Annotated in this window: 18 protein-coding genes and 1 pseudogene; 12 read left to right on the top strand and 7 right to left on the bottom strand. The window is 53.1% G+C overall.

Annotated features, from left to right (window positions below; all coding sequences use genetic code 11):
* Positions 1–61 precede the first annotated feature (61 nt).
* On the top strand, positions 62–667 hold the full coding sequence (locus KCQ76_RS09125; protein WP_221914853.1) for a hypothetical protein: 606 nt from the start codon (positions 62–64) through the stop codon (positions 665–667).
* A gap of 1,045 nt (positions 668–1,712) precedes the next feature.
* Complete coding sequence (locus KCQ76_RS09120) at positions 1,713–2,318, top strand: hypothetical protein (protein ID WP_046205282.1); 606 nt, start codon at positions 1,713–1,715, stop codon at positions 2,316–2,318.
* A 706-nt stretch (positions 2,319–3,024) separates the two neighbouring features.
* On the opposite strand, the pseudogene KCQ76_RS11215 reads toward KCQ76_RS09120, so the two are convergent.
* The 5 genes and pseudogenes from KCQ76_RS11215 to KCQ76_RS09095 form a co-directional block, all read right to left on the bottom strand.
* Positions 3,025–4,220: pseudogene (locus KCQ76_RS11215) on the bottom strand (IS110 family RNA-guided transposase).
* 515 nt (positions 4,221–4,735) lie between these two features.
* Positions 4,736–5,620: a trypsin-like serine protease gene (locus KCQ76_RS09110; protein WP_146003204.1), complete on the bottom strand. Its 885-nt coding sequence runs from the start codon at positions 5,618–5,620 to the stop codon at positions 4,736–4,738.
* Positions 5,621–6,012: 392 nt separating this feature from the next.
* On the bottom strand, positions 6,013–6,411 hold the full coding sequence (locus KCQ76_RS09105) for an RDD family protein (protein WP_257994314.1): 399 nt from the start codon (positions 6,409–6,411) through the stop codon (positions 6,013–6,015).
* Between the two features lie 662 nt (positions 6,412–7,073).
* Positions 7,074–8,132: an N-formylglutamate amidohydrolase gene (locus tag KCQ76_RS09100; RefSeq protein WP_146003203.1), complete on the bottom strand. Its 1,059-nt coding sequence runs from the start codon at positions 8,130–8,132 to the stop codon at positions 7,074–7,076.
* A 180-nt stretch (positions 8,133–8,312) separates the two neighbouring features.
* A complete protein-coding gene (locus KCQ76_RS09095) occupies positions 8,313–11,264 on the bottom strand; it encodes an FAD-binding and (Fe-S)-binding domain-containing protein (protein ID WP_236881230.1) in 2,952 nt (983 codons plus the stop codon).
* A 269-nt stretch (positions 11,265–11,533) separates the two neighbouring features.
* On the opposite strand from KCQ76_RS09095, the gene KCQ76_RS09090 reads away from it, so the two are divergent.
* The 3 genes from KCQ76_RS09090 (at position 11,534) to KCQ76_RS09080 (ending at position 14,227) form a co-directional block, all read left to right on the top strand.
* Positions 11,534–12,076 (top strand): YceI family protein, encoded by a 543-nt coding sequence (locus KCQ76_RS09090; protein WP_046202042.1) that lies wholly within the window; start codon positions 11,534–11,536, stop codon positions 12,074–12,076.
* A 260-nt stretch (positions 12,077–12,336) separates the two neighbouring features.
* Positions 12,337–13,233, top strand: a complete 897-nt coding sequence (hchA, locus tag KCQ76_RS09085) for a glyoxalase III HchA (protein WP_046205285.1) — start codon at positions 12,337–12,339, stop codon at positions 13,231–13,233.
* Between the two features lie 58 nt (positions 13,234–13,291).
* The gene (locus KCQ76_RS09080; RefSeq protein WP_046202043.1) at positions 13,292–14,227 is read left to right on the top strand and encodes an esterase/lipase family protein; all 936 of its coding nucleotides are present in this window, start codon (positions 13,292–13,294) and stop codon (positions 14,225–14,227) included.
* A 38-nt stretch (positions 14,228–14,265) separates the two neighbouring features.
* Here the strand turns inward: KCQ76_RS09080 and KCQ76_RS09075 are convergent, their stop codons facing one another.
* On the bottom strand, positions 14,266–15,000 hold the full coding sequence (locus tag KCQ76_RS09075) for a heme-binding beta-barrel domain-containing protein (RefSeq protein ID WP_046202044.1): 735 nt from the start codon (positions 14,998–15,000) through the stop codon (positions 14,266–14,268).
* Positions 15,001–15,055: 55 nt separating this feature from the next.
* Positions 15,056–15,880: an LmeA family phospholipid-binding protein gene (locus KCQ76_RS09070; protein ID WP_046202045.1), complete on the bottom strand. Its 825-nt coding sequence runs from the start codon at positions 15,878–15,880 to the stop codon at positions 15,056–15,058.
* A gap of 208 nt (positions 15,881–16,088) precedes the next feature.
* Between KCQ76_RS09070 and KCQ76_RS09065 the strand changes: the two genes are divergently transcribed.
* The 7 genes from KCQ76_RS09065 to deoD all read left to right on the top strand — a co-directional run bounded on the left by KCQ76_RS09065 (position 16,089) and on the right by deoD (position 23,406).
* Entirely contained in the window at positions 16,089–16,766 is a 678-nt protein-coding gene (locus KCQ76_RS09065) for a winged helix family transcriptional regulator (protein WP_046202046.1), read from the top strand.
* Positions 16,767–16,945: 179 nt separating this feature from the next.
* Positions 16,946–18,061, top strand: coding sequence for a mycothiol synthase (mshD, locus tag KCQ76_RS09060; protein ID WP_052722403.1), 1,116 nt, complete (start codon positions 16,946–16,948; stop codon positions 18,059–18,061).
* Between the two features lie 179 nt (positions 18,062–18,240).
* Entirely contained in the window at positions 18,241–19,356 is a 1,116-nt protein-coding gene (pstS, locus tag KCQ76_RS09055; protein ID WP_082089971.1) for a phosphate ABC transporter substrate-binding protein PstS, read from the top strand.
* A gap of 102 nt (positions 19,357–19,458) precedes the next feature.
* A complete protein-coding gene (gene pstC, locus KCQ76_RS09050; RefSeq protein ID WP_231725414.1) occupies positions 19,459–20,523 on the top strand; it encodes a phosphate ABC transporter permease subunit PstC in 1,065 nt (354 codons plus the stop codon).
* A 51-nt stretch (positions 20,524–20,574) separates the two neighbouring features.
* Positions 20,575–21,516: a phosphate ABC transporter permease PstA gene (gene pstA, locus KCQ76_RS09045; RefSeq protein ID WP_046202047.1), complete on the top strand. Its 942-nt coding sequence runs from the start codon at positions 20,575–20,577 to the stop codon at positions 21,514–21,516.
* A 52-nt stretch (positions 21,517–21,568) separates the two neighbouring features.
* Positions 21,569–22,345 (top strand): phosphate ABC transporter ATP-binding protein PstB, encoded by a 777-nt coding sequence (pstB, locus tag KCQ76_RS09040; RefSeq protein ID WP_046202048.1) that lies wholly within the window; start codon positions 21,569–21,571, stop codon positions 22,343–22,345.
* A 344-nt stretch (positions 22,346–22,689) separates the two neighbouring features.
* The gene (gene deoD, locus KCQ76_RS09035) at positions 22,690–23,406 is read left to right on the top strand and encodes a purine-nucleoside phosphorylase (RefSeq protein WP_046202049.1); all 717 of its coding nucleotides are present in this window, start codon (positions 22,690–22,692) and stop codon (positions 23,404–23,406) included.
* Positions 23,407–23,413 lie beyond the last annotated feature (7 nt).

Below are 23,413 nucleotides of genomic sequence, written 5' to 3'. Positions count from 1 at the left end.
TGTGTACTTCCATAGTATCACCTTCTGAAGAATTCACCATAAGCCAATTTAAGAGATTCGAATGAAAGAGCAAGAACCCCCTCCGCAGAACACGAATAGACAGGATCCGACAATTGATTGGGTCGAAAATAGATATGGAGTTTTTCCTGGAGATCTGGAGCGTTACCGCCGTCCGGTAAGGAATAACGCGAGAGCGACTTCTCGAAAGAACCAACTACCTGATGAAGTCCGGGAGGGCTCACGTCAGCCGGGTAACGGTCAACGAAGTGATCGCGGCGTAGATGAGCGGAATGCTCGGGCCTTGAGTTCGACGCCCAGTAACACGAGTAGTCATTTCGGTCTCCAATGGCTATTCGTAGCCTTGGCGGTTTTTCTGGTCGTTGTTTTTGCTTGCGTTGGATCCTTCTTGTTACGAGGTAGTGAGACAACGCCGTCAACCCCCTCGGACCAACCGCCGGTCACAAATGAAACTGTTCCCCCCAGTGCTCCCGAAGGGACAACCTCTCCAGAGAACCCGGAAGGCAGCGCGACGGGTCCCCGGACGACAAATCCGCAACCTGAGCAGAATGATGAAGATGGCAAGGATTCCGACGTTGAGAAAACGGGGAAGGGGAGCGAAGGAAAAATAGTTGAAAGTAAACCACCTGCTAGCCGGGAAGCGGACTAAAAATCAAGGAACCTGTTAGCAGACCAAGGTTTTGATGTAGAAGCCGTTTTCGCTAGCTAAGGGTTTCGATTAGTGAAACTCTGAAAATAACTCAAACAGCGGAGTCTAAAATTTCCGAAAGCCTAAAAATTACAAGAACAGGGTGTAAAAATGGTAGAGAAAAAGACAGACAAGAAGACCAAACCAACCCTGATTCTAGCGACTCAACTTCGACACACAGTTGGGAAGACTATAGTGGTCCGGCTAATTCTGCCTACAAACCTGAGGAATATAACCCTGATAACCCGAATCACCAACCGTCATCCTCTAAGGCCTCCGCCGTAGAAAGTCAAACATCCCCAAACCGGAAAGTGAATATTAGGAATAACGTCAAGGGTGAATCGGGTAACGAAAGCGCTGGTGAAAGCGACCGTCGGCGAGAAGATGGTGAATCGCCCACCTCTAAAGACTCTGCTGGAGACGGTTCCGAAAACGAAGGTGAAAGCGCTAATGCAGCCCGTCCCGCTGACCTATCCTCTGGATCTCAAGTCGGTTCGGCTGCGTATAAAAGAGCTACATCCAACTCGAAAACCAGTACCTCTGGGGGAAAGGGCTGTGGAACGGCCGTTATTCTGCTTGTTGTTTTGGCAACTCTTGGGGGAATTTTTGTGGTCAATCGGCTTGGTAAGCACGAGTCGAAGAGTCCGGATCCGATAACGGTTGAAGAAACTACAACCGTAATGCATACGGAAACAGAGACGGAGACGACCGAGGATACGGAACCCGCCTTTTCTCCGCCTTCTCAAGCTAGTTACGTAGGAACGACTTCGTCTTACAGGGTCTATAAGTGGGGCAAAACGTCCGATGAGTTTGCGGACGCCATAGGTAAAGAACTGGACAGTGATAAAGGGAGTACCGCAGATCGTTCACCCAGCGTTTATAGCTCAGTGACAGGTCAAGCTTACACAGTAACGTGCGAGAGTCAGCGAGGAAAAGGATGGTATTGCTATACGGATACGAACGCAAACGTGGCCCTAGTCAATCGCTAACGAAGGCAGGCTAAGTTATGACATTTCCAAGAGAGGGTTACTCTCCACAAGGCTGGGAACGCAAGGACGATGGACAAGAGGAAAGTAAATTCGATAAAAATAAAAGAAAGGAGAGACAAGCTGGTGCCGTCACTGTCACTCATGTCGAGAGTATTTCCCAGAAGTACGATCGTTTACAGGAGCGGATCTTTAAGAGTAAATATAACATATCAGGTAGATCTAGCTTGATTGTAGTCCTCGTCGCAACATTATTGTTTACTAGTTCGCAAATGTTAGCCAACTCGTATGAAAATAACAGCCTCAATAAAAAGACTCCAGGTAAAGTTGATATGACAACATGGTCGAAAGTGGCTGAAAGCGACAGCTTTTCTGCATATATGAAAAAGGGAGAGTTGGATAATAAAAGCACCGCCCGCAAACTATCGGTGAACATAATGGATTCGATGAAACATGAGAAAAAGGCGTCGCGCTCAATTGACATGGACGTTTCGGTCGGCGAAAGGAATTATAAGGGATGGTGTGACTCAAAATATGATGAAGGCTTAGATTGGGAGTGTCTGTTGATGGATGGAAATATCGTCGAAGATTATACAATTGATTTAAAAGAAAAAGGAGGGCGCTGACTCTACTATGGATGCTAAAGTGCGAAATAAAATATGTAGTTCGGAATCATTGGATAATCGCGAGAAGATGTTTAAATCACGACGCACAGTTCTCTTGCTTAATATAATGCTTGTGTTGTCTTTTGCTATTTTCGCCGTTGGTTTAATCTACCTTGTTTTGCCGGATAGGGTGGTATATTTCCCAAGTAAGCTGGGTACGGTCTTACAGTATTTGGGGCTTTCTGTGGCGCTGAGGAATTCTGTATTTTTTAGAGATTACCATGGAAAAATTGTTTCCCTTGGACTTCTGCTCGTGACGCTTATTAAGGTAGGGGAGTGGTTGGTATATGCGGTGCCCTTATCGAGTCTTTCCAGCGAATTCGGATTAAGGTCACTTATGCCGACATTAGTTCTCGTTTCAGCCGTCATCAATTGTATACTCGTTTTCGGGCCTAAGTTTCTCCGTGAAGTCTAGCAGATTGACACTTCTCTGGCCGTGTTTTTCCTCCGGATGGTATACACTGGCGGGTCGGCGATAATTTACGTGGTTCTTTTGTTTGGCTTGTCAAGTTGGTAATAAAACGTTTGGGGGTGTTGTTATAGTGCTTGTCAAGTCTAGGGAAGTTTTTGTGTCCTCCTCAGGCGTTGTGATTGGGTAGGGGTTGTAGCCGACTGACTGGGGTGGCTTCAGTCGGCTGTGACTCGGCTTCGTAAAACGGGTTAGAAGTTATGCGAATGTGGGATGGTTCTCATTGTATAGGGCACCTGTCTTGACCACCGGGAACAGGACGTTGAGACGTTTGCGGGCAAGACATACCACGGCTGCGTTATGTCGTTTTCCTTCCCTGGTGTTTTCGCTCGTAGTATTGCCGTGAACGCTCGTCGTGTCTGATAGCCGAATAAGAGGACTGCCGGAGGCGCGTTCTTAGTTTTTTGTTGCCTGCCCGGTTCACGCTATGGGAATCGATTGATGTTCCCGACTGGTTCGTTGTGGAGCACAGGCCTGCGTATGAGGCCAGTTCGGCTGCTGTTGTGAAGTCACTGAAGTCGCCAATAGTCATCAGGATCTTTGCCGCAGTCGGCGGACCAACACCTGGCATCGACAGCAGCACGTGAGTCAGCGGGATCTGGTCGATGATGTCGAGGAACTCTTGATGTATCCGCGTGCGGTGATCCATTTTCGCAGTTGGTTGCTAGCAGCTAGCGATACCCCTAGCTCAGCTTCGATAGCGCCAGGAAGTGTGAGTTGTTGGCTGCTGATTGCCTCACATAGTGCGTCTATGATCGGTGCGGGGTTGCGTGCTGTGCGTGTCATCGCGAATGCGATGATACGGCCGCGTCCTAGTCGGCGGAGTTTGGTCGGGCCACCATAGTGGTCAAGCAGTTGTAGTATCAATCGGCGATGGATTACCGAACCGGGTAAGACGCGTTCGAATTCTGGGTAGGTTCCCACGAGGGACGAACGGATTTGGTTGATGAGCCTGGTGTAGGCGCGGGTGAGATCGTCATCGATGCCGCCTGCCGGTTTTGAGCTGCTGGAAGATTGGATCGGTGCGGTGGCGCCTTGTCAGGCGTCCGGGAGAAATCGTCCCTTGTCAGCGATGACAAAGGTATCGCGGATATCAGTTTTAGCGTTTCCCGCGTGGATGCGTGCACGTTGTCGCATCGATAGGACCGGGTAGGTATTTCACATCTGTGCCTGTGGCTTGAGCGACGGTGACAGTGAGCCTGCCGATGTTATTGGGTTGATCGACGACAACGAGGGTGGGGCTGGTCGTGGTGAATTGAGTGAAGAACCGGGTGAGTGTGGTGTCGGTGTGCTCGACTCGTTGGGATAAGACGGTGGATCCACTGCGGTTAAGGACGCAGACGTGGTGGAAGTATTGTCCTTTTGGCAACACCAATGACGTAGTCATATGTCATGGGTTTGTTCTTGCGATGAACAGTTGCTGGGTTGTGTTCGTTGCTGGGGAAAGTGGTTCGTCGGGCGTCACTGGTGGCTGGCATCCACATGACAAAAGAGGCCTTATCTGGTTGGGGTGGGGCATGTTCCTCTTGGCAGTGTGGGGCGCGCCACTGTCTTCGATGGCATCACCCCCGGATCATTAGACAGACGGGGACGGTAACAGAGCCATGCCGGATCCAGCGACTAGTTCCTTTCTTGAGAAGGAGGAACGAAACTCAAGTTTAGTGGGAGAAAATTAATCCCCACGGCCGCGATGTGAGGATGGTTCCTTCCAGACTGGAACTGATTAGAACGTAAGGGGTCGCTTGTCTTAGCTACTCCGAGGGTGATCTTGTGCTAGTGGCTGGAGTAGGAATAGGGCTGTGACATTGGTGCGGACACGTAGCGAGAGGTGTCCGCACCGCCTATTGCCGTATAAAGCCCTACGAACCTTAAAAGCTTGGTTATTTATTGGACCGGACGTCTGTATAAGTTAACCTAGTAGCTCGAGATCCCAGTAATCTAAAGCACCGCTAATCGACAATGCTCCGTCGCGTGTTGCGTCCTCCTCAAATCCATATGACTCAAGGCCGAGGGCAATCAGATCGTTTCCGCGCTGCAAGAATACCGGTCCACCAGAGTCCCCATGGTCTGCCGTTCCCTCAAATTCGAAAGCATTTTTATTTAGCTGGCCAAGAAATCCACCACAACTTAAACCCGTTCGATAGCCCATTCGGCAAACGCTATCATTTTCTCTAACGTTTTCGGGGGTTTCCCAATGTGATAACCTGTACACCTTTTTAAAGGCGATTATTGACGATTCCATGGGGGCTGAGTTCGCTATTTCTATCAAACCGTAATCCGCTGACGGGGTGCGGCCGGTAGAGTCGACCATGCGACCAAAGTTTACTAACTCGCCATCGGACGTTGAATATGCGAACACATCGCCTTTTTTCCCACAGTGACCAGCAGTTAAAACGAAAAGCCTATTTTGCTTACGAGCAAGATACCCTACGGAGCAAAATCCTGAATTGTTCTGGTTTGTTATTCGAGCTCCTGGTGTAATTCCATTTGAATATTTGAGCCACTCCAGCCCCTTGCTTCTGTGGAATATTCGTGACCTTTTTTCGAAATCGTTAAGTGAGTTTTCTGACCATTGTTTTGTTTCTTCTTTGGGGTAATCCTTTCCGATGTTATCGTCGCTTATATCTCCAGTCGTAGGCTGTGGCGTTTTGGTTGTTCTAGTCGGTGCTTCATTAGTTGATGACGGGTTTACATGAGTTGTATTTACCGTATCTTCCGATCTCGATTCGCTGCTCTGCGCAACGGTTTCATCATGAGGTCCTCTAGATAAGGCAAAAACTAGACCGCCACCCACGATGGCTACTACTAGTAAGCTTCCGACGACGATGAGAGCCGCAGTTAGACCTCTGCCACTTTTTTTCGGGGGGCCAGTATGTTGGTGGACCCCATAGGTGGTTGATTACTCTCCCCTGGAAATAGTGGATCTTGGGAGTTGTAAGTGGTATTTAGATCATCGAACGAATCGGAGAGAAAAGGGTCGTTACCTTGGTAACTATTGTGCGGTTCGCACGGGTCATACATGACTTTTCCTACGTTAGGGTGGCGTTCTAAAATCCCCGCTGAGTCTTGTGACGCATCTCAGCGGGTTAGATGTGTAATACCAGGGTTAAAGATCGGGTTGCGAGCCAATGTTGAATGAATTGTTTTACTCGCATAGATTTTGTTTACTTTCTTTTTATGAAATTCTCATTCCTTGACTACGATAGTGTTGGCCCACCTGTCGTGAAATCCCTGCAAGTTCGGTGGGTTATTAACACCCACGGCTGCAGCAATAGCAAGGATGAGTGATAGTGGCCCTCCCAGGAATGGGATGTAAGTGACCCACCACCAGCAGTAGCGCTTATACACCTGACCGATCGTAAGGGGCGCATTGGTTGTGCTCAGGGTTCTTATCCTCAGCGCCTTCTTACCGAGTGTCTGACCTGAGCTCGCTTCCATATTGATTATCAGGAAATGGAAAATGGCGAATGTGATAATGAGGGCGAGAACCGCCACGATAACCATACTAGCTATTGCAGGCCCAGGGTCTTCAGTGGAATTGCCCGTCATCACATTCATTATGATTCCGATTATTATGATGGGAATTATTCCAGCAAAAAAAGCAGATCATTTCGTCAATAATTGCGGCTCCTAACCGAGGCCCAAATGATGCGCCTTGGAGGTGTGCGTATCCCGGACCGTTTAATCCGGATTGATTCATGTAGCCCGGTTGTGGCATAGATCCGATTGGACTGCCGGCTGCTTGAGGCCCGTTTGGATTGCCGTTCGGCGGTTGAGATGGAGGAAAATTCGGTTGTTGTTCGTTCCGTCCGGCATAGCCATCGTTAGTAGGTTCAAAATCAGGTTGATACCCGCCATTAGGAAAAGAATTAGTCACTTTGGCTCCTCACTCAAGTATCTGTGGGCCGACCCTTTCGGCCGGTTCATTTATGAGTGCACCAAATAGGACTAAATGTTCCGTCCATTTCTATGAGAATTTTTGTGGAGGGTTTCGTAGTGCGGCATCAAGCAATGGATGCACTGGCGAGCGGGGAGATCTCGTGATGTCGCGCAGGAGACCGTGTTAATGCCTTATTGAGGGCTAGCCATGACAAGCCCCATGGTCGTTTTGCTCGCTAATCGGCGTGAACAATTGCTATCGGACCCACTCTCAAGGGACTTAGTCGGCAGATTCGGATATTGGGGGGAACAGGTGAAAGCAAGGAGTCGAGTATCGATGTTCGTTCCAACACCTACCCGAAACCTCTTTACGTGAGATGTGGCAAACGCTCTTCTCCATCCGCTTCGGGCGTCGTTGATAACTGCGGGAATTGGTCAGCTGCTTTGGAAAACGCACGTGTTAGATGGTCCAATGTCTGTCCGGCTTGGCCAGATTTGGAGTCTCGGAGGCTGCGGCTTAACTCGATTTGTAGGACAGAATGTCCCTGTTTCTGCAGGTAATCGGTCACAGTGTAACCGGACTCCGCCTCAAATTTGTCTTGCGACACATGACCTTCAAACTCGTCTTGCAAAGCCCCAACGATCGCATCCGTCGACTCTGATGGTTTATCACCCGCACCGGCAGATACAGGTTCGTCTAGCGAAGAATCTTTCATCCCATGAATTTCAACAATGACGGCATTCTTGGGGAGACGATCGATGATCCGTGTGAATTCATCATCCCTCGTAGACCAATTCTTATTCCAATCTGAAACCTTGCCTGTCGTTGTTAACGATGAAGCGCCCATGCGGTCGGCCACAATCTCAGTAATGCCGCCGGTGTACAGGTCAGCCGGTTTCCGTTTGCCATCGCGAATCTGGGTTGTGGCATGAGGGGCGATTAAAACAAGAGGTGAGCTTGCTGTCCTATCCACCCACCGCACCGAATCGGCCTTTCCAGCGCCATCATTGTGATTAGCCTGGTACTTTGCATTCCGCTCGATGAGCTCCGCAGTTCCCGAGTCGTGGGTTGTCGCAGATTCTGAAGTTCCGGAATAGGAAGCAGCAGATTGAGTCGTCGCTGAAGCCCCGGATATGGGTGACGCTCCAGAAACAGATGCGTGTGCCGATCCTAAAGTTCGCTCACTTACCGCCCCATGAATAAGAAATGTGCCAGCGAGGCCGAGAGTCAGCCCCAACGCTACCCCTGATTTTTTATTGCTTAATAGGGGGCCACGTTGATCATTGGAGCGGTGAGCTCTTCTGGTGTACCCGTTGGCGGATTCTGTTGAATTGGTGGGGCTTGTCAAAAGCTTTTCCGAGGGCTGATGTCGGCGAATAGACCGGCTATGGAGAGACTGATTATGAATAGGTTGATTACTACGCATACCCAGACATTAATCCAGAATTGACACTGAAAACCAGTAATTGTGATCGGCGCGACTCTGCTGCAAGGGCTGCATTTCCGCTGCTTAGCGGCCTATATCGGGTTTAATAGACCTCAGAGTCACACCGACGGGCTACGCCAATACCGACCACACGCCAGGGGCCGACCATGCCACTAAGGCTTAGGCCGTTGCGTCCACCTTTTCTTGCTTTTCTTGTCGCGTCGCCCATTCCAGAAGCTGGAATAGGTTCTGGTAATTCTGGCCAGTTGCCTCGGTCATCCCCTGCTCGCACGTCCGGTTGATCGATGCGTAAGCAGAGTACGGCCGCTCATTGACCTCATGCGCTTCCGCTCGCGTTGCACTCTTCGTCAGCTCAGGGTGAAGCATTCCACGGTCACCCGCATACGCGCAGCAACCCCAATGCTTCGGCACCGTCACATTCCGGGCGACAACGCGCGCGATCGCGCACATCTCGTCGATAAGACCTAAATGGGTCAGCGAACACGTCGGGTGGAGGACCAGAGAATCCAACTGTCGCTTCGCTTTCACGTGGGAGAGCAGGTAGCGCACACAGAATTCGACGGCATCCATCACCTGCACGTTCTCCCACTTAGGGTCGCAGGCCGCGGCCTTCGTAACAGTGTTCCGCATGACCTGAATGCCCTCTGTACAGGAAGCAGCATCGCACACGATCGGTAGGCGACCTTCCTCCGACGCCTCCCACAGCCTAGAGAGCACGCGTGCGCGCATGACCTCGTAGCCCTCCAGCATGCCCTTGGACTTCCACGGTGTACCGCAGCACATGCCACCGATACCGTTCGGGGTGCGCCAGGTGAGCCCCGCGCGCCGCGCTACCGTCTCGAAAGCCTTGGTCGCGTTCATTGCTCGCTTTCCGTCGCCATCAATGCCGCCGAACATTTCGTTCACACAGGCTGGAAAGAAAACAAAATCCGCGTGGTCGGTGGAGACATCGTGGCGCAGAGGGCCACCTTGGGGCAGCGCACTCTTATAGAGAGGCATCGTGTCATCGCCGACCACTTTCCGCGCAACCCGCGTGGCAGCCGTCGGCAAGGATGACGGAACGGCATACGCGGCAGTCATCGCCAGCGAACCAGCTTTGGCACCCAGGTTCCACCCGTGTGCGGCGGCCTTCCAGCCCTTTTGGGCGACATTGCCGGCACTTTTCGCCCGCAACTGGCGGATCAAATCGCCCGTGTTGATACCCACCGGGCACCGCGTGAGGCACATCCCGTCTACCGCGCACGTATCCTGCCCGTCGTACTGCCACCGCTCCTGCAGCTCCGTGGCCAGCTTTGTGTCGCCGCGGTTCTTCGCCGCAGTAATTTCACGACGCACAACAATCCGTTGGCGTGGCGTCAATGTGAGGTTTCGTGACGGGCACACCGGCTCGCAATACCCACACTCAACGCACCGATCCGCCACCTTTTCGATCCGGTCAGCCACCTTCAGATGCTCAACATACTCATGCGGATCGTCGGTAATAATAACCCCGGGATTGAGCATTCGCTTCGGATCAGCCGCGTCTTTAATCCGGCGCATAATCTGGTACAACTCCGAACCAAATTGGCGCTCAATAAACGGAGCCATAATGCGCCCCGTTCCATGCTCGGCCTTGAGTGAACCGTTATAACCCAGAATGACGTCAACCATATCCTCGGTGAAACGCTGATATCGCTGAAGTTTCTTTACATCCCGGAATTGTTCATTTAGGAGGAAGTGAACATTGCCATCTTTTGCGTGGCCAAAAATAACGGAACCAGGATAATCGTGGTTTCGGAAAAGGTGCGTGAGATCATTGCACGCCCGGCCCAAATCCTGGACCGGCACGACAACATCCTCCAGCAAGGCATTCGTCCCACTCGGCCGGGCTCCAGCAACGGCCGCATACAAATTGTTTCGCGTTGCCCACAAGAGATTACGTTCTTTCCTATCCGACGTCATCTCGTGGGGCACCGCCAAGGGCATTGCTTCAAGGTGGGGGAGCGCAGCCGAATACCGGTCGCGCAGCTCGTCGTCGCTGTCCCCGGTGAACTCCACTAGCAGCGCAGCGTGATTCTTCACGTCAATTTCGCGAATTGAACGTGCTACCGATCCCGTTCGCTGTGCCACTTTGAGGCTCGTCGCGTCCAACAGCTCAGCAGTTTGAAATCCATCCGCGACCAATTGAGGAACTGCCGATGACGCGTCGATCAGATTAGAGAAAACCAAGAGCCCAGTAGAAACTCGTGGTTTTACTTCCAAGGTATTGAACGTAGCCTCGGCAATATACGCCAGAGTGCCTTCCGAACCAATTAAGAGGTGCGTGAAAATATCGAGTGGGGACTCATAATCCAGGAACGAATTTAAGCCATACCCCATGGTGTTCTTCATCGAGTACTGGTGCTTGATCTTCCGCACCAACTCAGGGCTCGACGTAATCTGCCGACGCATCTGAACGAGAGCATCAAACAACTCGGGCTCCTGCGTGCGGAACTGTTGTTCAGCATCGTGGTCAGCTGAGTTAATGACAGTTCCACTAGGAAGAATAAATACCAACGAATCCAGCGTCTGATAGGTATTGAATTGCGTACCGCAATGCATCCCTGACGAATTATTCGCGACCACGCCGCCAATCGTGCACGCACTTGACGACGCAGGATCTGGGCCTAGCTTCCGCTTGTATAGCGACAGATAGGCGTTGACCATTTGGATCGTCGCACCGGGCTGAACGCGCACTTTGCGGCCATTATCCAGAACCTCGATGTCTTGGAACCGCCGTCGGGTATCGACCATCACCGCGTCAGTTGTCGCCTGCCCGGACAGGCTGGTCCCTCCAGCTCGGAAGCTGACCTGCAAGTTGCACCGGTCGGCGGCAGCCATGATGCGGGCCACCTGGCCGGCACTGTCGGGGCGCATGATTCCCTTCGGAACGAGCAGGTAGTGTGAGGCATCGTGCGCTTGCGCGATGCGGGACAGCCCGTCGTCCGCATAGTCAATATGCTCCTTGCCGTCCGACTGAAGGGTGTTTAGAAAACGCCGGAATTGTGGGTCCTCATCGGCGTGGGGATGAGTGATGGGGGATTCCGCCTCCGTGACAGGGGTTGAGGTCGGATCCATATGTGTCGTCGTCATGATCCTTAGTCTAGGAATGCAATCCAAAAATCCATACACCGGTGGCTCTGGATCGTGGCACGTCACACCCATAAATGCTTCATGAAAGTGGGTCCAGCTGCCGACTAGATATCAGTAGCCTCCTGTCGGTCTGTCGCGCATTGATGAGTCCCCTGCGAGATATTTTCCGCCATTTAGTTGACAAGTCACCAAAAGATGAGCAATATGGTTGATGTGTCACATAAAGTGGCATGGGCACAACGTGTCAAGCACTTAAAAAGGAGAAAATAATGTCCGACCTGTCCACCATTAACGGAAGCTACGACATTGATGCATCGCACTCGCGTTTAGGATTCGTCGTTCGCCATGCCATGGTGACGAAAGTTCGCGGATCGTTCTCGGACTTCACCGGAAAAGCCTCCGGCGACGCCTCCGATCCGTCGTCAATCAAGGTGAATGTGACAGCACAAGCTGATTCATTTACCACTGGTAATGAGGACCGTGATAAGCACGTCAAATCAGGCGATTTCCTGGACGTGGAAAACAACCCAACGTTAACATTCACCTCCACCTCGGCGGAGATTAAAGGAGACACGCTGGAACTTACCGGGGACCTTACTATTAAAGGAACCACCCAATCTGTGACGATTCCGTTTGAATTCGGCGGCGAGGCCAAAGATCCATTCGGCAACGTGCGCGTTGGGTTCGAAGGTGCCATCACCATTTCTCGAAAAGACTTCGGATTGTCCTGGAATGCGGCCCTGGAAACTGGCGGAGTATTAATTTCCGACGCCGTTGCGCTGGAATTAGAAATCAGCGCAATAAAGAAGTAAGCGCAACCAAGAAACAATAGTTAGTGAGGGCGCTTAACTAACTAATCATCGCCGGCGGAATGCCCGTCGGCGGTATGTTGCCGGTGGTGTTACCCCGTCAGTGGTGGTATCTCACCGGCGTTTTATTTCTGTTGTTGGTTCTGTCGCTATATCGACACCGTCGGTACGTTGTTGCGCGTTGATCATTGCGGATGCGCGACTGGTAGGGGGCACACTTTTTACAGGTGGCACGGTCTCGCCATTCTATGTAGAAAAGTGATATGGCTACTAAAGCAAAGGAATTTGTCCGACAGTACGCAACAAAGACCGACGATAACCGCAAGCCAACCCCTGATCCGGCGGAGGATAATGCCTTTTTCCCCTCGGCATACTCCCTTGAACAGTACACCGCAGATACGACCGACTTCTCCGGCCTCGCCAGCGAAGACACGTACACCGGTGGCCGGTGGAAAGTCCTCGTTATTGCAACCGAAGAGCGCTACCTACCGATGCAGAACGGCACGTTCTTCTCTACCGGCAATCACCCCGTGGAAACGCTCCTTCCCCTCTATCACATGCACAAAGCGGGGTTCGGGGTCGATGTCGCGACTATCTCGGGCAGCCCGGCGAAATTCGAATGGTGGGCGTACCCGTCGGCGGACGACGCCGTTAACGACGCGTGGGATGCAACGAAAAGCGCTTTTAAACAGCCCAAGAAGCTCAGCGACGTCGTTGCACAGGGGCTCGATGATTACGCCGCAGTCTTTATTCCAGGTGGCCACGGTGCCATGAATGGTGTGCCGTCGGACAGTTCAGTAGGTGAAGCGCTGCGCTACTTTCTGAACAATGATCGGCTCATTATCACGCTGTGTCACGGCCCAGCAGCACTCTTAGCGGCAGGTATCGGGGCCGATGAGAATCCTTTCGCCGGATATAGCGTCGTGGCTTTCCCGGATGCCCTCGACTTCGGCGCCAATATTGAGATTGGCTATTTACCTGGCGAGATGCCGTGGAAGCTGGGGGAGAAGCTCCAGGAAGCCGGTATCACCATTTCCAACGAGGACATGTCCGGAGCAACCACGCGGGATAGGAATCTCTTGACAGGGGATAGCCCTTTAGCTGCGAACGCTTTAGGAAAAGAAGCGGCGCTCGCCTTGTTGGACAAATTTAACGGCTAGGCATAATTAAGTTACCGACACTGTAGCTACGAGCGGCCGAGTGAGGTAGGTTAGCCTCATGATCCCCATGACCGCTCCCCGTCGCACAGTGTTCTCCTTGTGCGTTATCCTCACGGCCGCGATCACGCTATTGCTGTCGTCCCTGCCCGCCCACGCTGGTGATGCTCAATCCCCAGTGACCGCCGGATCATCGTCCACCGACGGCCCGCTCCCAGTCATCTACGTCTCCGCATCCAACGAATCACGGAGTTCTGCAGAAGCATATGCAGATAGTCTGCGTAACCACGGTTTAGACGTTCATGTCTTCATGACATGGGAACCAGACGATCCCTCCACCAGCCCTTATGTGACTGTTAAAGGCAACTCGGCGCGCCTGGCCACCTTCGTCGACAAGCTGAAACAACAAACCGGACACGATAAGTTCGACGTCGTCACGTGGTCCCAAGGTGGACTCGTCACTCGGTACTGGCTCAAAGACTTTGGCGGTGCCGATTTCGTCCGAAAAGCCGTGATACTTTCCGGGATGATCAAGGGGTCGCCCCATCACGCCGATGCCCTTCGCAAAGGCCAATGCCCGCCACCGAATGCGCGACTTTATGTCCCTCAGGAGCTGCTCAAGAGCCCCAGTGACACCTGCTTAGAGATGTCATCGGAGGGCGAGAGCATTCGTTCACTCAACACCCCGTCGGAAGCGCTGCCGGGTATCAAGTACTACGCCGTCACGACGAAACAGGAAATCAACGCCGCCCCCTATGGCATCAATCTCATGGACGGCCCGGGCGACTACACCAATATCATCACGCAAGATCTGTGCCCGAATGACATTGTCGGGCACGGTGGGCTAACCAAACTCCCATCTATGCAAGCGTTGGTTTCTAACCTTCTGAAAGACGACAATCCGACGATGCCCTGCATGGCACCCGATTCGCCTAATGGCCTGCCGACGTTAGGGGAGATCATCCCGCCTCTCACCTCAGCGCCAAGTTTCGGCTAAGACGCCTCAAGTGCGGGGCTGCGTTACGTCCGGGACGCCTACCCCGCGTGGCGGGTGAGTTCCGCCGACATACGAGGAACCATCTCATTGTCGACGGCACGCTCGTCAACCCAACCCAAGTGGTTATTCGGCATTAACCCGTAGAGGCGCTTGCCGGGGCCCAACGTGGCGGGGCCGGACGCTGTCACCATCGTCGATGCAGACTGCACATCCCATTGGCGCTCAGTCGTCGGCTGGCCATAGAAAATTTCGACCACGCCGCTGGCGTGCGCGCACACGAATTCGATCTCATCTTTATCGTTAATACGCCAGAACCCCGATTCCCGCTCATCGGGCCCGGAGGCTTCGCCTTCTTTATTTATCCTCCATGTACGTGACTCATATGACAGATAGTTCTGGCCATCATGAGCAAAAGTAATTTGTTGCCCAAAGGGATATTCTTCGCCCGTCGATAGATCCCGAGCTTGCCCTTCGCCCCGCCAGACCCCAACCAGGGGAAGAAGCGCCAGAAGGCCATCGTGAAGAGACGGGCCCTGGCGTAAATTCGCCGTGTCATCCGGAATAGGAAGATCACCAAAAACAGGGATGTTACGGCTGGCCGTGGTTTTGGCCTGCTCCGCAGCGCGATTCACGGCCTCATTGCCGTTGAGTTTGTGCCCCTGCGGTGTGCCCTCACCAGCGGAAGCGTCGCTGGGGGAGTGATCTGCCTGCCCCGCGGAACCAGTTCCGGGAACACCGAATTTCTGTGCACTGTCTTTGTCGTTTTCAGCCATGGTGCCCAGCGTACCGGAGGGGTAGGACTCACCACGTCCCCGTCCTCGCTACTCCTTACTCTTTGTCGTTTTCGTATTTCGCTTCCTCAGGTTCCTCCCGAGCCATGGGCGCCAGATCCGACAAATTAATCGTCACATTTTGTTGGCTAGCCTGCAGGAAAATAGACCCGCCTTCGCAATAAATAAAATCAGGACGTGCCCGAAGTGGAAGATATTTCCCTTCTAATTGTAGGGAAAAGGCTTTCTTTATTTCATCCCGAATGTCTTCCGGGATCTCCCGCCCCTTCACAACCGGGGCATCCTTATCCCTGCTGGCCGGCCCGTCGAGAACCTCGTAGGCATCCATGGAAATAACGTCGGCTTTAATTCGCAGCCGAACTGCAACTGTAGCTGGCTTATCTAGCCCACCAATAGAACCACTAAACACCGAATCCGATTCCTGACCACCGTTCGGCGCTGTATTCGCCAACCGTCGGATAGTTAGATCGGTAATCCCGAGACGCTCGCCTAAAGCTAATCCGTCCAGCGATAGCGTCGTCGATACGGTCTCAACCGGAGCATTCTCAATCCGTCCGTGGAGAATATCGTGTGTTGACGCCTCAATATTCGTTGCCGAGGATTGGACAGTCACCAAACCAAACCCAGGAACGTCGAGATCTTGTGCATCGACAGTGAGCGACGATAGCTTCCCGCGCTCAGCTTCATACAAGAAAGGAAACCCCCCGGCTGTCACATCGGGCTGCACAGGCAAATTGGAGTAGTGCTGCAGTTCACGCGAGATACGCGACTCCGTCCGAGCTGCTACCAATGAATCCCCCACCCATGCGCATACGCCGAGAACCATCACAACGATAGCGACGATGATGCCTACTTTGTGCACCCTCCGCCGGTGGCGAGACCGCGTCTTAACGGGCACCGAACCGGCGGGCGAAGAAGGCTGATGAGTCACCCCTACAGTTTTACCGGTTTCCCCGCTATTCATCGAACCTACAAGAAAAATAGACTATCCGGTTCGGTCAATGGGGCGGACTGGGCTAACGTGACCCAGTATTGAGCTGTTGAGCTAGTCAACGAAAAAGGATTACATCGTGAGGATAGCGTTACTCACCAATGCCACAAGCGTGGCCGACGTACTCCCGCCCTTGGCACTCTTGCCACACGAGACCGTCATTTTTCCTCCCGACGCTACGTCCTCACGACAACTTGACGACGTCGAACTCGCGGTGATCGACGTCACGGGCTCCGACCTCCTCGGCGCCAGGGAGCTCTGCCGGACCGTGGCCGCTGCTCACCCTGATATGCCCGTGGCCGTTGCCATCGCAGAAACCAGCCTGATCGCCCTTGATTCCTCCTGGGCTGTCGACGAATTCCTCCTAGCTAGCGCTACGCCGGTCGAAATTGACGCGCGCTTCCGGCTTCTGCTTACCCGTCGGCCAGTTCCCGTTAATGAGATCGACGATTCCAACGTCGTTACTGTTGGAGAACTTGTCGTTGATGACGCAACATACACTGCTCGTATCCATGGCACCCCGCTGGATCTGACGTATAAAGAATTTGAATTGCTCCGCTTTCTGGTTCAACACTCCGGGCGCGTGTTCACCCGAAAGCAGCTTTTGCAAGAAGTATGGGGGTACGACTTTTTCGGTGGAACCCGAACTGTCGACGTGCATGTTCGGCGGCTTCGCGCCAAGCTGGGCACCGAGTATGAGGGAATGATCGCTACTGTTCGTAATGTTGGCTACAAGGCTATCGACCTTGACGCATAATCGGGACATGCCCGAAACTATGACTCGCGCCTGAACCCCGGTAGCCTGTGCGACGAAAGCCAAATAAGCGAGCACGAAGCTGGCGACCATCAGTCGGGCTGGTGCCACCCAGTGTTCGGCCACATTCGATCACAACAGTACATAAGCGCAGAACTCGGAAATGAGTGAGGATTGTAGCGATGGCAGACGCATCCACCTTCAACGCACAGCCGTGTGACATCATCACCCAGCTGGTGTTAGGACCAGTTTCTCCCCGGGTTCGCAATGCTCGACAGGCGTCAGCCGATCGATGGATGGAAATCGAAACAATTCTGCACGAGAGCACCCGGCATGACGGCGTCGCACCGTTTTCCGAACAATTCTTGCGCGGAATGGAGGAACCGGACCTTCATCATTGGCACGCGTTAGTCAGGGTCGATGGGCACGTACGTGGCATTGCAGCCGTTGATCCTTCTGGTCCGGCCGTCGAACTCGCCGTTCATCCCTCTTATCGACGAGGCGGGCTGGCTACAGCGTTGCAGCGTGCGGTTCGTGCCCATGCGTCGTCTCTCGGCCTGGGGGATGAACGTGATATTCACACCAACGGGATTGGATTGACATGGTGGGCGCACGGCGACCTCCCCGCTGCCCGGGCGGCGGCTGAGCACATTGGTGCTACCGCTGATCGTGAACTCCTCGTGATGGAGCTTCCTGGTTCTGCCGGGAAAGACGAGTCTGACGACAAACCCGTTGCTCAGGCAGCTGCAACGCTACCTGATGATGTCACGGTTCTCAGCTGGACGGAATCAGCCCGTCGATGGGGGAAAGATGCAGTTGATGCTGCATGGCTGGCTGTCAACAATGAGGCCTTTGACTGGCACCCCGAACAAGGCGGGTGGGATCAGTCACGCTTGGATCAGGCCCGGAGAGCATCATGGTACGACCCCGACGGTGTCCTTTTACTTTGGGGGAGTGAGGGCGATGGTAGTGGGGGATCAGCCGACGGTGTCAGCAAGAAGGACGAAAATACTGATCAGCTTCCCCCTCTTCTAGGGTTCCACTGGACGAAATTAGTGTGCGAGGGTGACGACGAAACCGGGCGCAAGGTTGGAGAGGTTTATGTGATCGGGCTCGCTCGGAAGGCCCAGGGGCGAGGTTTAGGTCGCGCTTTAACAGCGAAGGGGATCCAGTACTTAGCCAGCAATGACGCAGCTTACGTCGAGCTCTATGTCGAAGCGGATAACGCGCCCGCTGTTCATGCCTACGAGGCGCTCGGATTCACGGTGGTTGAGCGCCACACAGCATGGAAGTTCTGAGTGTTCACTCTCTGTTCATCTTGAATCTGCTCACTGGCAACCTCCACGGGTTACTTTCAAACCTGAATCCGCATGTGTCGGAATCAGTAGGTGCCGAACGAGGCAGATGATGAAGTCAACCATCCGGCGTGGCTCGTTCTGCTCCTCACCTGGCGAAATCCCTGAGTCCCGGAGGAAAAGTGAACAGGAAACAAGTAGGACGCTGTACTGCCCTGGCTACCATCGCAGCCGTCTCAGCCCTCACTATGGTGGGCTGTAATAGTGATGACAATAGCGCGGACGGTGGATCCTCGTCGTCTAATGGAGATTCGAACCTCTCTGGAACCACCGGACAGCTCACCGCAGAGGGCTCATCCGCTCAGCAGAAAGCCATGAGTGTGTTCTCTGCGAAATACTCTCAAGCAGTTCCCGGCGCACAGTTCTCATACAACAGCACGGGATCAGGCGCTGGTCAAAAACAATTCGTAGCCGGACAGGTCAATTTTGGTGGGTCAGATTCGCCTCTTGACGATAGCCAAATGACTGAGGCGAAAGACAAGACCTGTAAATCCGACGTTTGGCAGCTTCCTATGGTGATTGGGCCCGTGGCCGTTGCTTACAAATTAGATGGTGCTGACAGCGTCGCGTTGAGCCCCGAGGTCATTGCCAAGATCTTCAAAGGCGAGATCAAAAAGTGGAATGATGACGCCATTAAGAAGCTCAATGATGGAGTTAATCTTCCTGATAAAGACATCAAGGTTATCTATCGTTCGGATGAATCGGGGACCTCAGATAACTTCCAAAAATTCCTGAAGGCATCCGCGCCGGGACAGTGGGATTCCGAGGGGAAGGCGTTTCCCTCCACTACAGGGTCCGGGGCGAATGGCTCATCCGGTGTTGTCCAGGAAGTTGGAGCCACCGACGGGGCTATCACTTATGTGGAAGCCGGGTTCGCCAAAGAAGCTAATTTGAAAGAGGCGGCGATCGATTTCGGGCAGGGGCCTGTCGAACTCAATAAAGAGACCGTCGGCAATGCCTTAGATAAACTCACATATAAGGGTGAGGGCAACAACATGGTCGTCGATACCGATGCCCTTTTCGGTCTGAAAGAAAAAGACAGCTACCCGTTGTTCCTCACCACATATGAACTGGTGTGCTCGAAATACCAAGATTCGTCCACCGGTGATCGCGTCCGCGACTTCCTTACCGTCGCCATCAATGATGGGCAGGACTCGAACTTGGAAGATCAGGGCTATATTCCGGTCACGGGTCAATTGAAAGACAAATTGACCAGCGCGATTAAAGAAATCAAGTAATCCGAGGGAATGCGCGTAGTTTCAGTTACTGTGGACTACGCGCTCCCAAGATGCAGCCAAGCACAAACGTTCCTATAGACCCGAATGAGTGCAGAGACACCAATGACCACTCCATCTAGCACCGGAGCTGCGACATACCAGCCTGCCGGATCCCATCTCCCATCCGCCGCTGACCAGGCAGGGCTATCATCACCTGGTAACGGAACTATCCCGCCGAAGGCCCAAAGCGGCCATAACGCACCAGGAAAAGTCCGCGCAGGCGACCGAATCTTCCACGGCCTGGCGACGGGATCAGCAATGATGATCACCATTATCATCGCTGCTATTGGAGCATTTTTGCTGTGGCGTGCCATCCCCGCTCTACGGAACAACACCGAAAACTTCTTCACCTACAGCGGTGATTGGAATACTGCAACAACGTCGGCAATGCATTTCGGTATCCCGAACCTGTTCTTCGTCACCGTGACGGTGTCCTTGGTAGCCCTTGTTTTGGCGATGCCGGTAGCGCTGGGGATAGCAATCTTTTTAGCGCAATATTGTCCTCAGCGATTCGTAAAACCGATCGCATTTGTTGTTGACCTTCTAGCGGCCGTCCCCTCTATTGTTTTTGGTTTGTGGGGTGCCCAAGTTCTGGGGCCAAAACTCGGAGGCTTCTATGAATGGATTCATTCCTGGGCAGGTCAGTTCATTCTTTTTAAAACCTTTGCTAATTCTCCCGCTTTCGCAACAAGCAGGAACCTGTTGACCGGTGGAATCGTCTTGGCCATCATGATTCTCCCCGTGATCGCGGCTACAGCGCGAGAAGTTTTTGTTCAAACTCCTCAAGGCCACATTGAATCTGCCCTAGCATTAGGGGCAACACGATGGGAAGTTGTCACTTTGACCGTTTTACCTTTCGGTTTCTCGGGTTATATTTCCGGAGCCATGCTGGGGTTAGGACGAGCCCTGGGCGAAACAATGGCGCTGTACTTAGTGATCTCACCGAGCTCAGAATTTCGTGGTTCCCTCTTCGATGGTGGCACAACGTTCGCCACGGCCATTGCGAACGCTGCTCAAGAGTTTAATAACAACATTCAGGCTGGCGCCTACATTTCAGCTGGCCTCGTTCTCTTCCTTTTGACGTTTGTCGTCAACGCTATCGCCCGGGCCATTGTGGCGAAGAGATAAACCTCGACCCGACACACCAGCTATCAATTACGCAAAGTAGGGAGCGCCACGATGTCACACGCGGTCTCATCGCCAGCATTACAACCACGTATTTCTCCTCATCAAAAAATCGAAACATCAACAACCTTTACTGCTATCTCGACCCGTCGAAAAGTGACGAATGAAATGGCGCGGGTTCTTGTCTTTGCAACGGTGATCGTCGCATTCATTCCGTTGCTATGGGTGCTGTGGGAGCTGATCTCACGCGGTGCTGCTGTCACCTTGAGCTCCAGCTGGTGGATGAAATCCCAGATGGGCATCATCGAATCTCAAGCAGGTGGCGGTGCCTATCACGCGATCATGGGAACACTCATTCAAGCGCTCATAACGTCAGCGCTATCGATCCCCATTGGTGTGCTGACGGGAATATATTTAGTTGAATACGCGGGGGAATCCCGTCTGGGCAAAGTGACTACCTTTATGGTGGATATCTTGACGGGCGTGCCCTCAATCGTTGCGGCGTTGTTTATCTATTCGCTATGGGTAGTGCTCTTCGGATTTGAACGCTCGGGTATGGCAGTTTCTCTTGCTTTAGTTCTGCTTATGGTTCCGGTGATTATCCGGAACACCGAAGAGATGCTGCGGGTTGTTCCTCAAGACCTGCGGGAAGCAGCGTACGCATTAGGAGTCCCGAAATGGAAAACTATTGCCCGCATTGTCCTCCCTACTGCAATGTCCGGCATTATCACGGGAATCATGTTGTCGGTTGCAAGAATCATGGGTGAATCAGCGCCCGTCCTCATCTTGGTCGGATATAACGTCGGTACGAATTTCAATCCGGTCGAAGGTCCACAAACGTCACTCCCACTCATGATGTTGGCCATGTATAAAGCTGGAACCACGGGTGCAGCCGTCGACAAGATGTGGGGTGCGGCCTTCACACTCGTCATCATTATTGCTGTATTGACTATTGCGGCTCGGCTTATTTCTCGCCGATTCTCGGTCAAGACATAAGAACGTCAATTCGGACAATTATCTGCACACGGTTACAAGGAGAACGGTCACGATGGCTAAGCGCTTAGATCTAGAAGATGTCAATATTTATTACGGAGATTTCCACGCGGTGCAAGACGTCACCATGCATGTCCCTCCGCGATCTGTGACCGCCTTTATCGGACCATCGGGATGCGGTAAATCTACCGTGCTCAGGACAATTAACCGGATGCATGAAGTGACGCCCGGGGCATATGTCACTGGGTCGATCAAACTAGACGGCGAAGATATTTACGACGCCAAAGTAGACCCCGTCGCTGTGCGAAACGCCATCGGTATGGTTTTCCAAAAAGCGAACCCTTTTCCAACAATGTCCATTGAAGACAATGTCGTCGCGGGATTAAAACTATCTGGCGTCAAGAACAAAGCGCGTTTGAAAGAAGTGGCCGAACGGTCGCTGCGCAGTGCGAACCTGTGGGATGAGGTGAAAGATCGGCTGGATAAACCAGGTGGAGGACTGTCCGGTGGCCAGCAGCAGCGACTGTGCATCGCGCGTGCGATAGCGGTGGAGCCAGAGGTGCTGCTCATGGACGAGCCCTGCTCTGCGCTTGACCCCATTTCCACGTTGGCGGTGGAAGATTTGATTCACGAACTGAAGAAAGAATTCACCATCGTCATCGTTACCCACAACATGCAGCAAGCTGCGCGCGTCAGCGACCAAACAGCGTTTTTCTCACTCGAATCGACGGGTAAGCCAGGTCGGCTCGTCGAAACTGGGCCGACACAGGAAATCTTCGAGCGCCCCAAGAGAAAGGAAACGGAAGACTACATTTCCGGTCGGTTCGGATAGCAACCCTCACTAGTAGACCGTGCAGGGTAGCCCGACAGGGCACAGCGCCCGCACAGGTCCGGTTGTCGAAACATACTGTCGTGAAAAAGTGACAGGGCCCATACTGCGCCACGGGCAAAGACATGAGATAGTCATAGGGGTGTGCAACCACATCCGCGTTGGCTGGACAAGGTGGGGTGGTTGCGGACCGGTGTTCGCGGGCACAGCGCCCGACACAACAGGTAGCTCACGCGGACATCCAGATCAGAGGGCGAACTGGGGGTCATTCGGGCCTAGGGGAGTCCTGCAAACTTGTCAACGTAACCGCACGGTGGCGTCATGACGTGTCCCGAACAGGAGAAAACATGGGCCGACAATCAACTCCGCACATCAACCCGAACGGCTTACCCATCGCCGAGACAATCCTCCTGCCCGGCGACCCGCTCCGCGCAAAATTCATCGCAGAGACCTACCTCGACGACGCCGTCCAGTTCAACTCCGTCCGCAACGCCTTCGGATACACCGGGACTTACCAGGGCAAAGAAGTCTCAGTGATGGGGTCGGGGATGGGCATCCCCTCTATCTCCCTGTACGCCTGGGAGCTCATCCATGACTTTGGAGTGAAGAAACTCGTCCGCGTCGGGTCATGTGGCTCATTGCAAGAAGATCTTGACCTTTATGACGTCGTCATTGGGCAAGCTGCCTGTACAGACTCGAATTTCATGTCCCAGTACAACCTGCCCGGCGTATATGCACCGATCGCATCGTACCGATTGATCGAGGACGTTCGAACTCGGGCGAAGAAGGCCGGAATTAACACGCACGTGGGTAACGTCCTGAGTTCTGATGTGTTCTACAACTACCAGGATGACGTCAACCAACGGTGGGCCGCGATGGGCGTTCTAGCTGTGGAAATGGAATCCGCAGGGTTGTACGCCACTGCCGCAGAAGCAGGCGTCGAAGCACTCGGGATTTTCACCGTCAGCGACAACATCGTGACGGGGGAGTCCACTACCGCTAGCGAACGGGAAAAAGCATTTACCACCATGATGGAGCTCGCGCTTCCACTCGCGGCGATCTAAGCAGGCA

It is taken from the genome of Corynebacterium parakroppenstedtii, assembly GCF_019754935.1.
Classification (GTDB): domain Bacteria; phylum Actinomycetota; class Actinomycetes; order Mycobacteriales; family Mycobacteriaceae; genus Corynebacterium; species Corynebacterium parakroppenstedtii.
The sequence above is the reverse complement of the archived record's forward strand: the minus strand, read 5'-3'. Positions and strand labels throughout refer to the sequence as shown.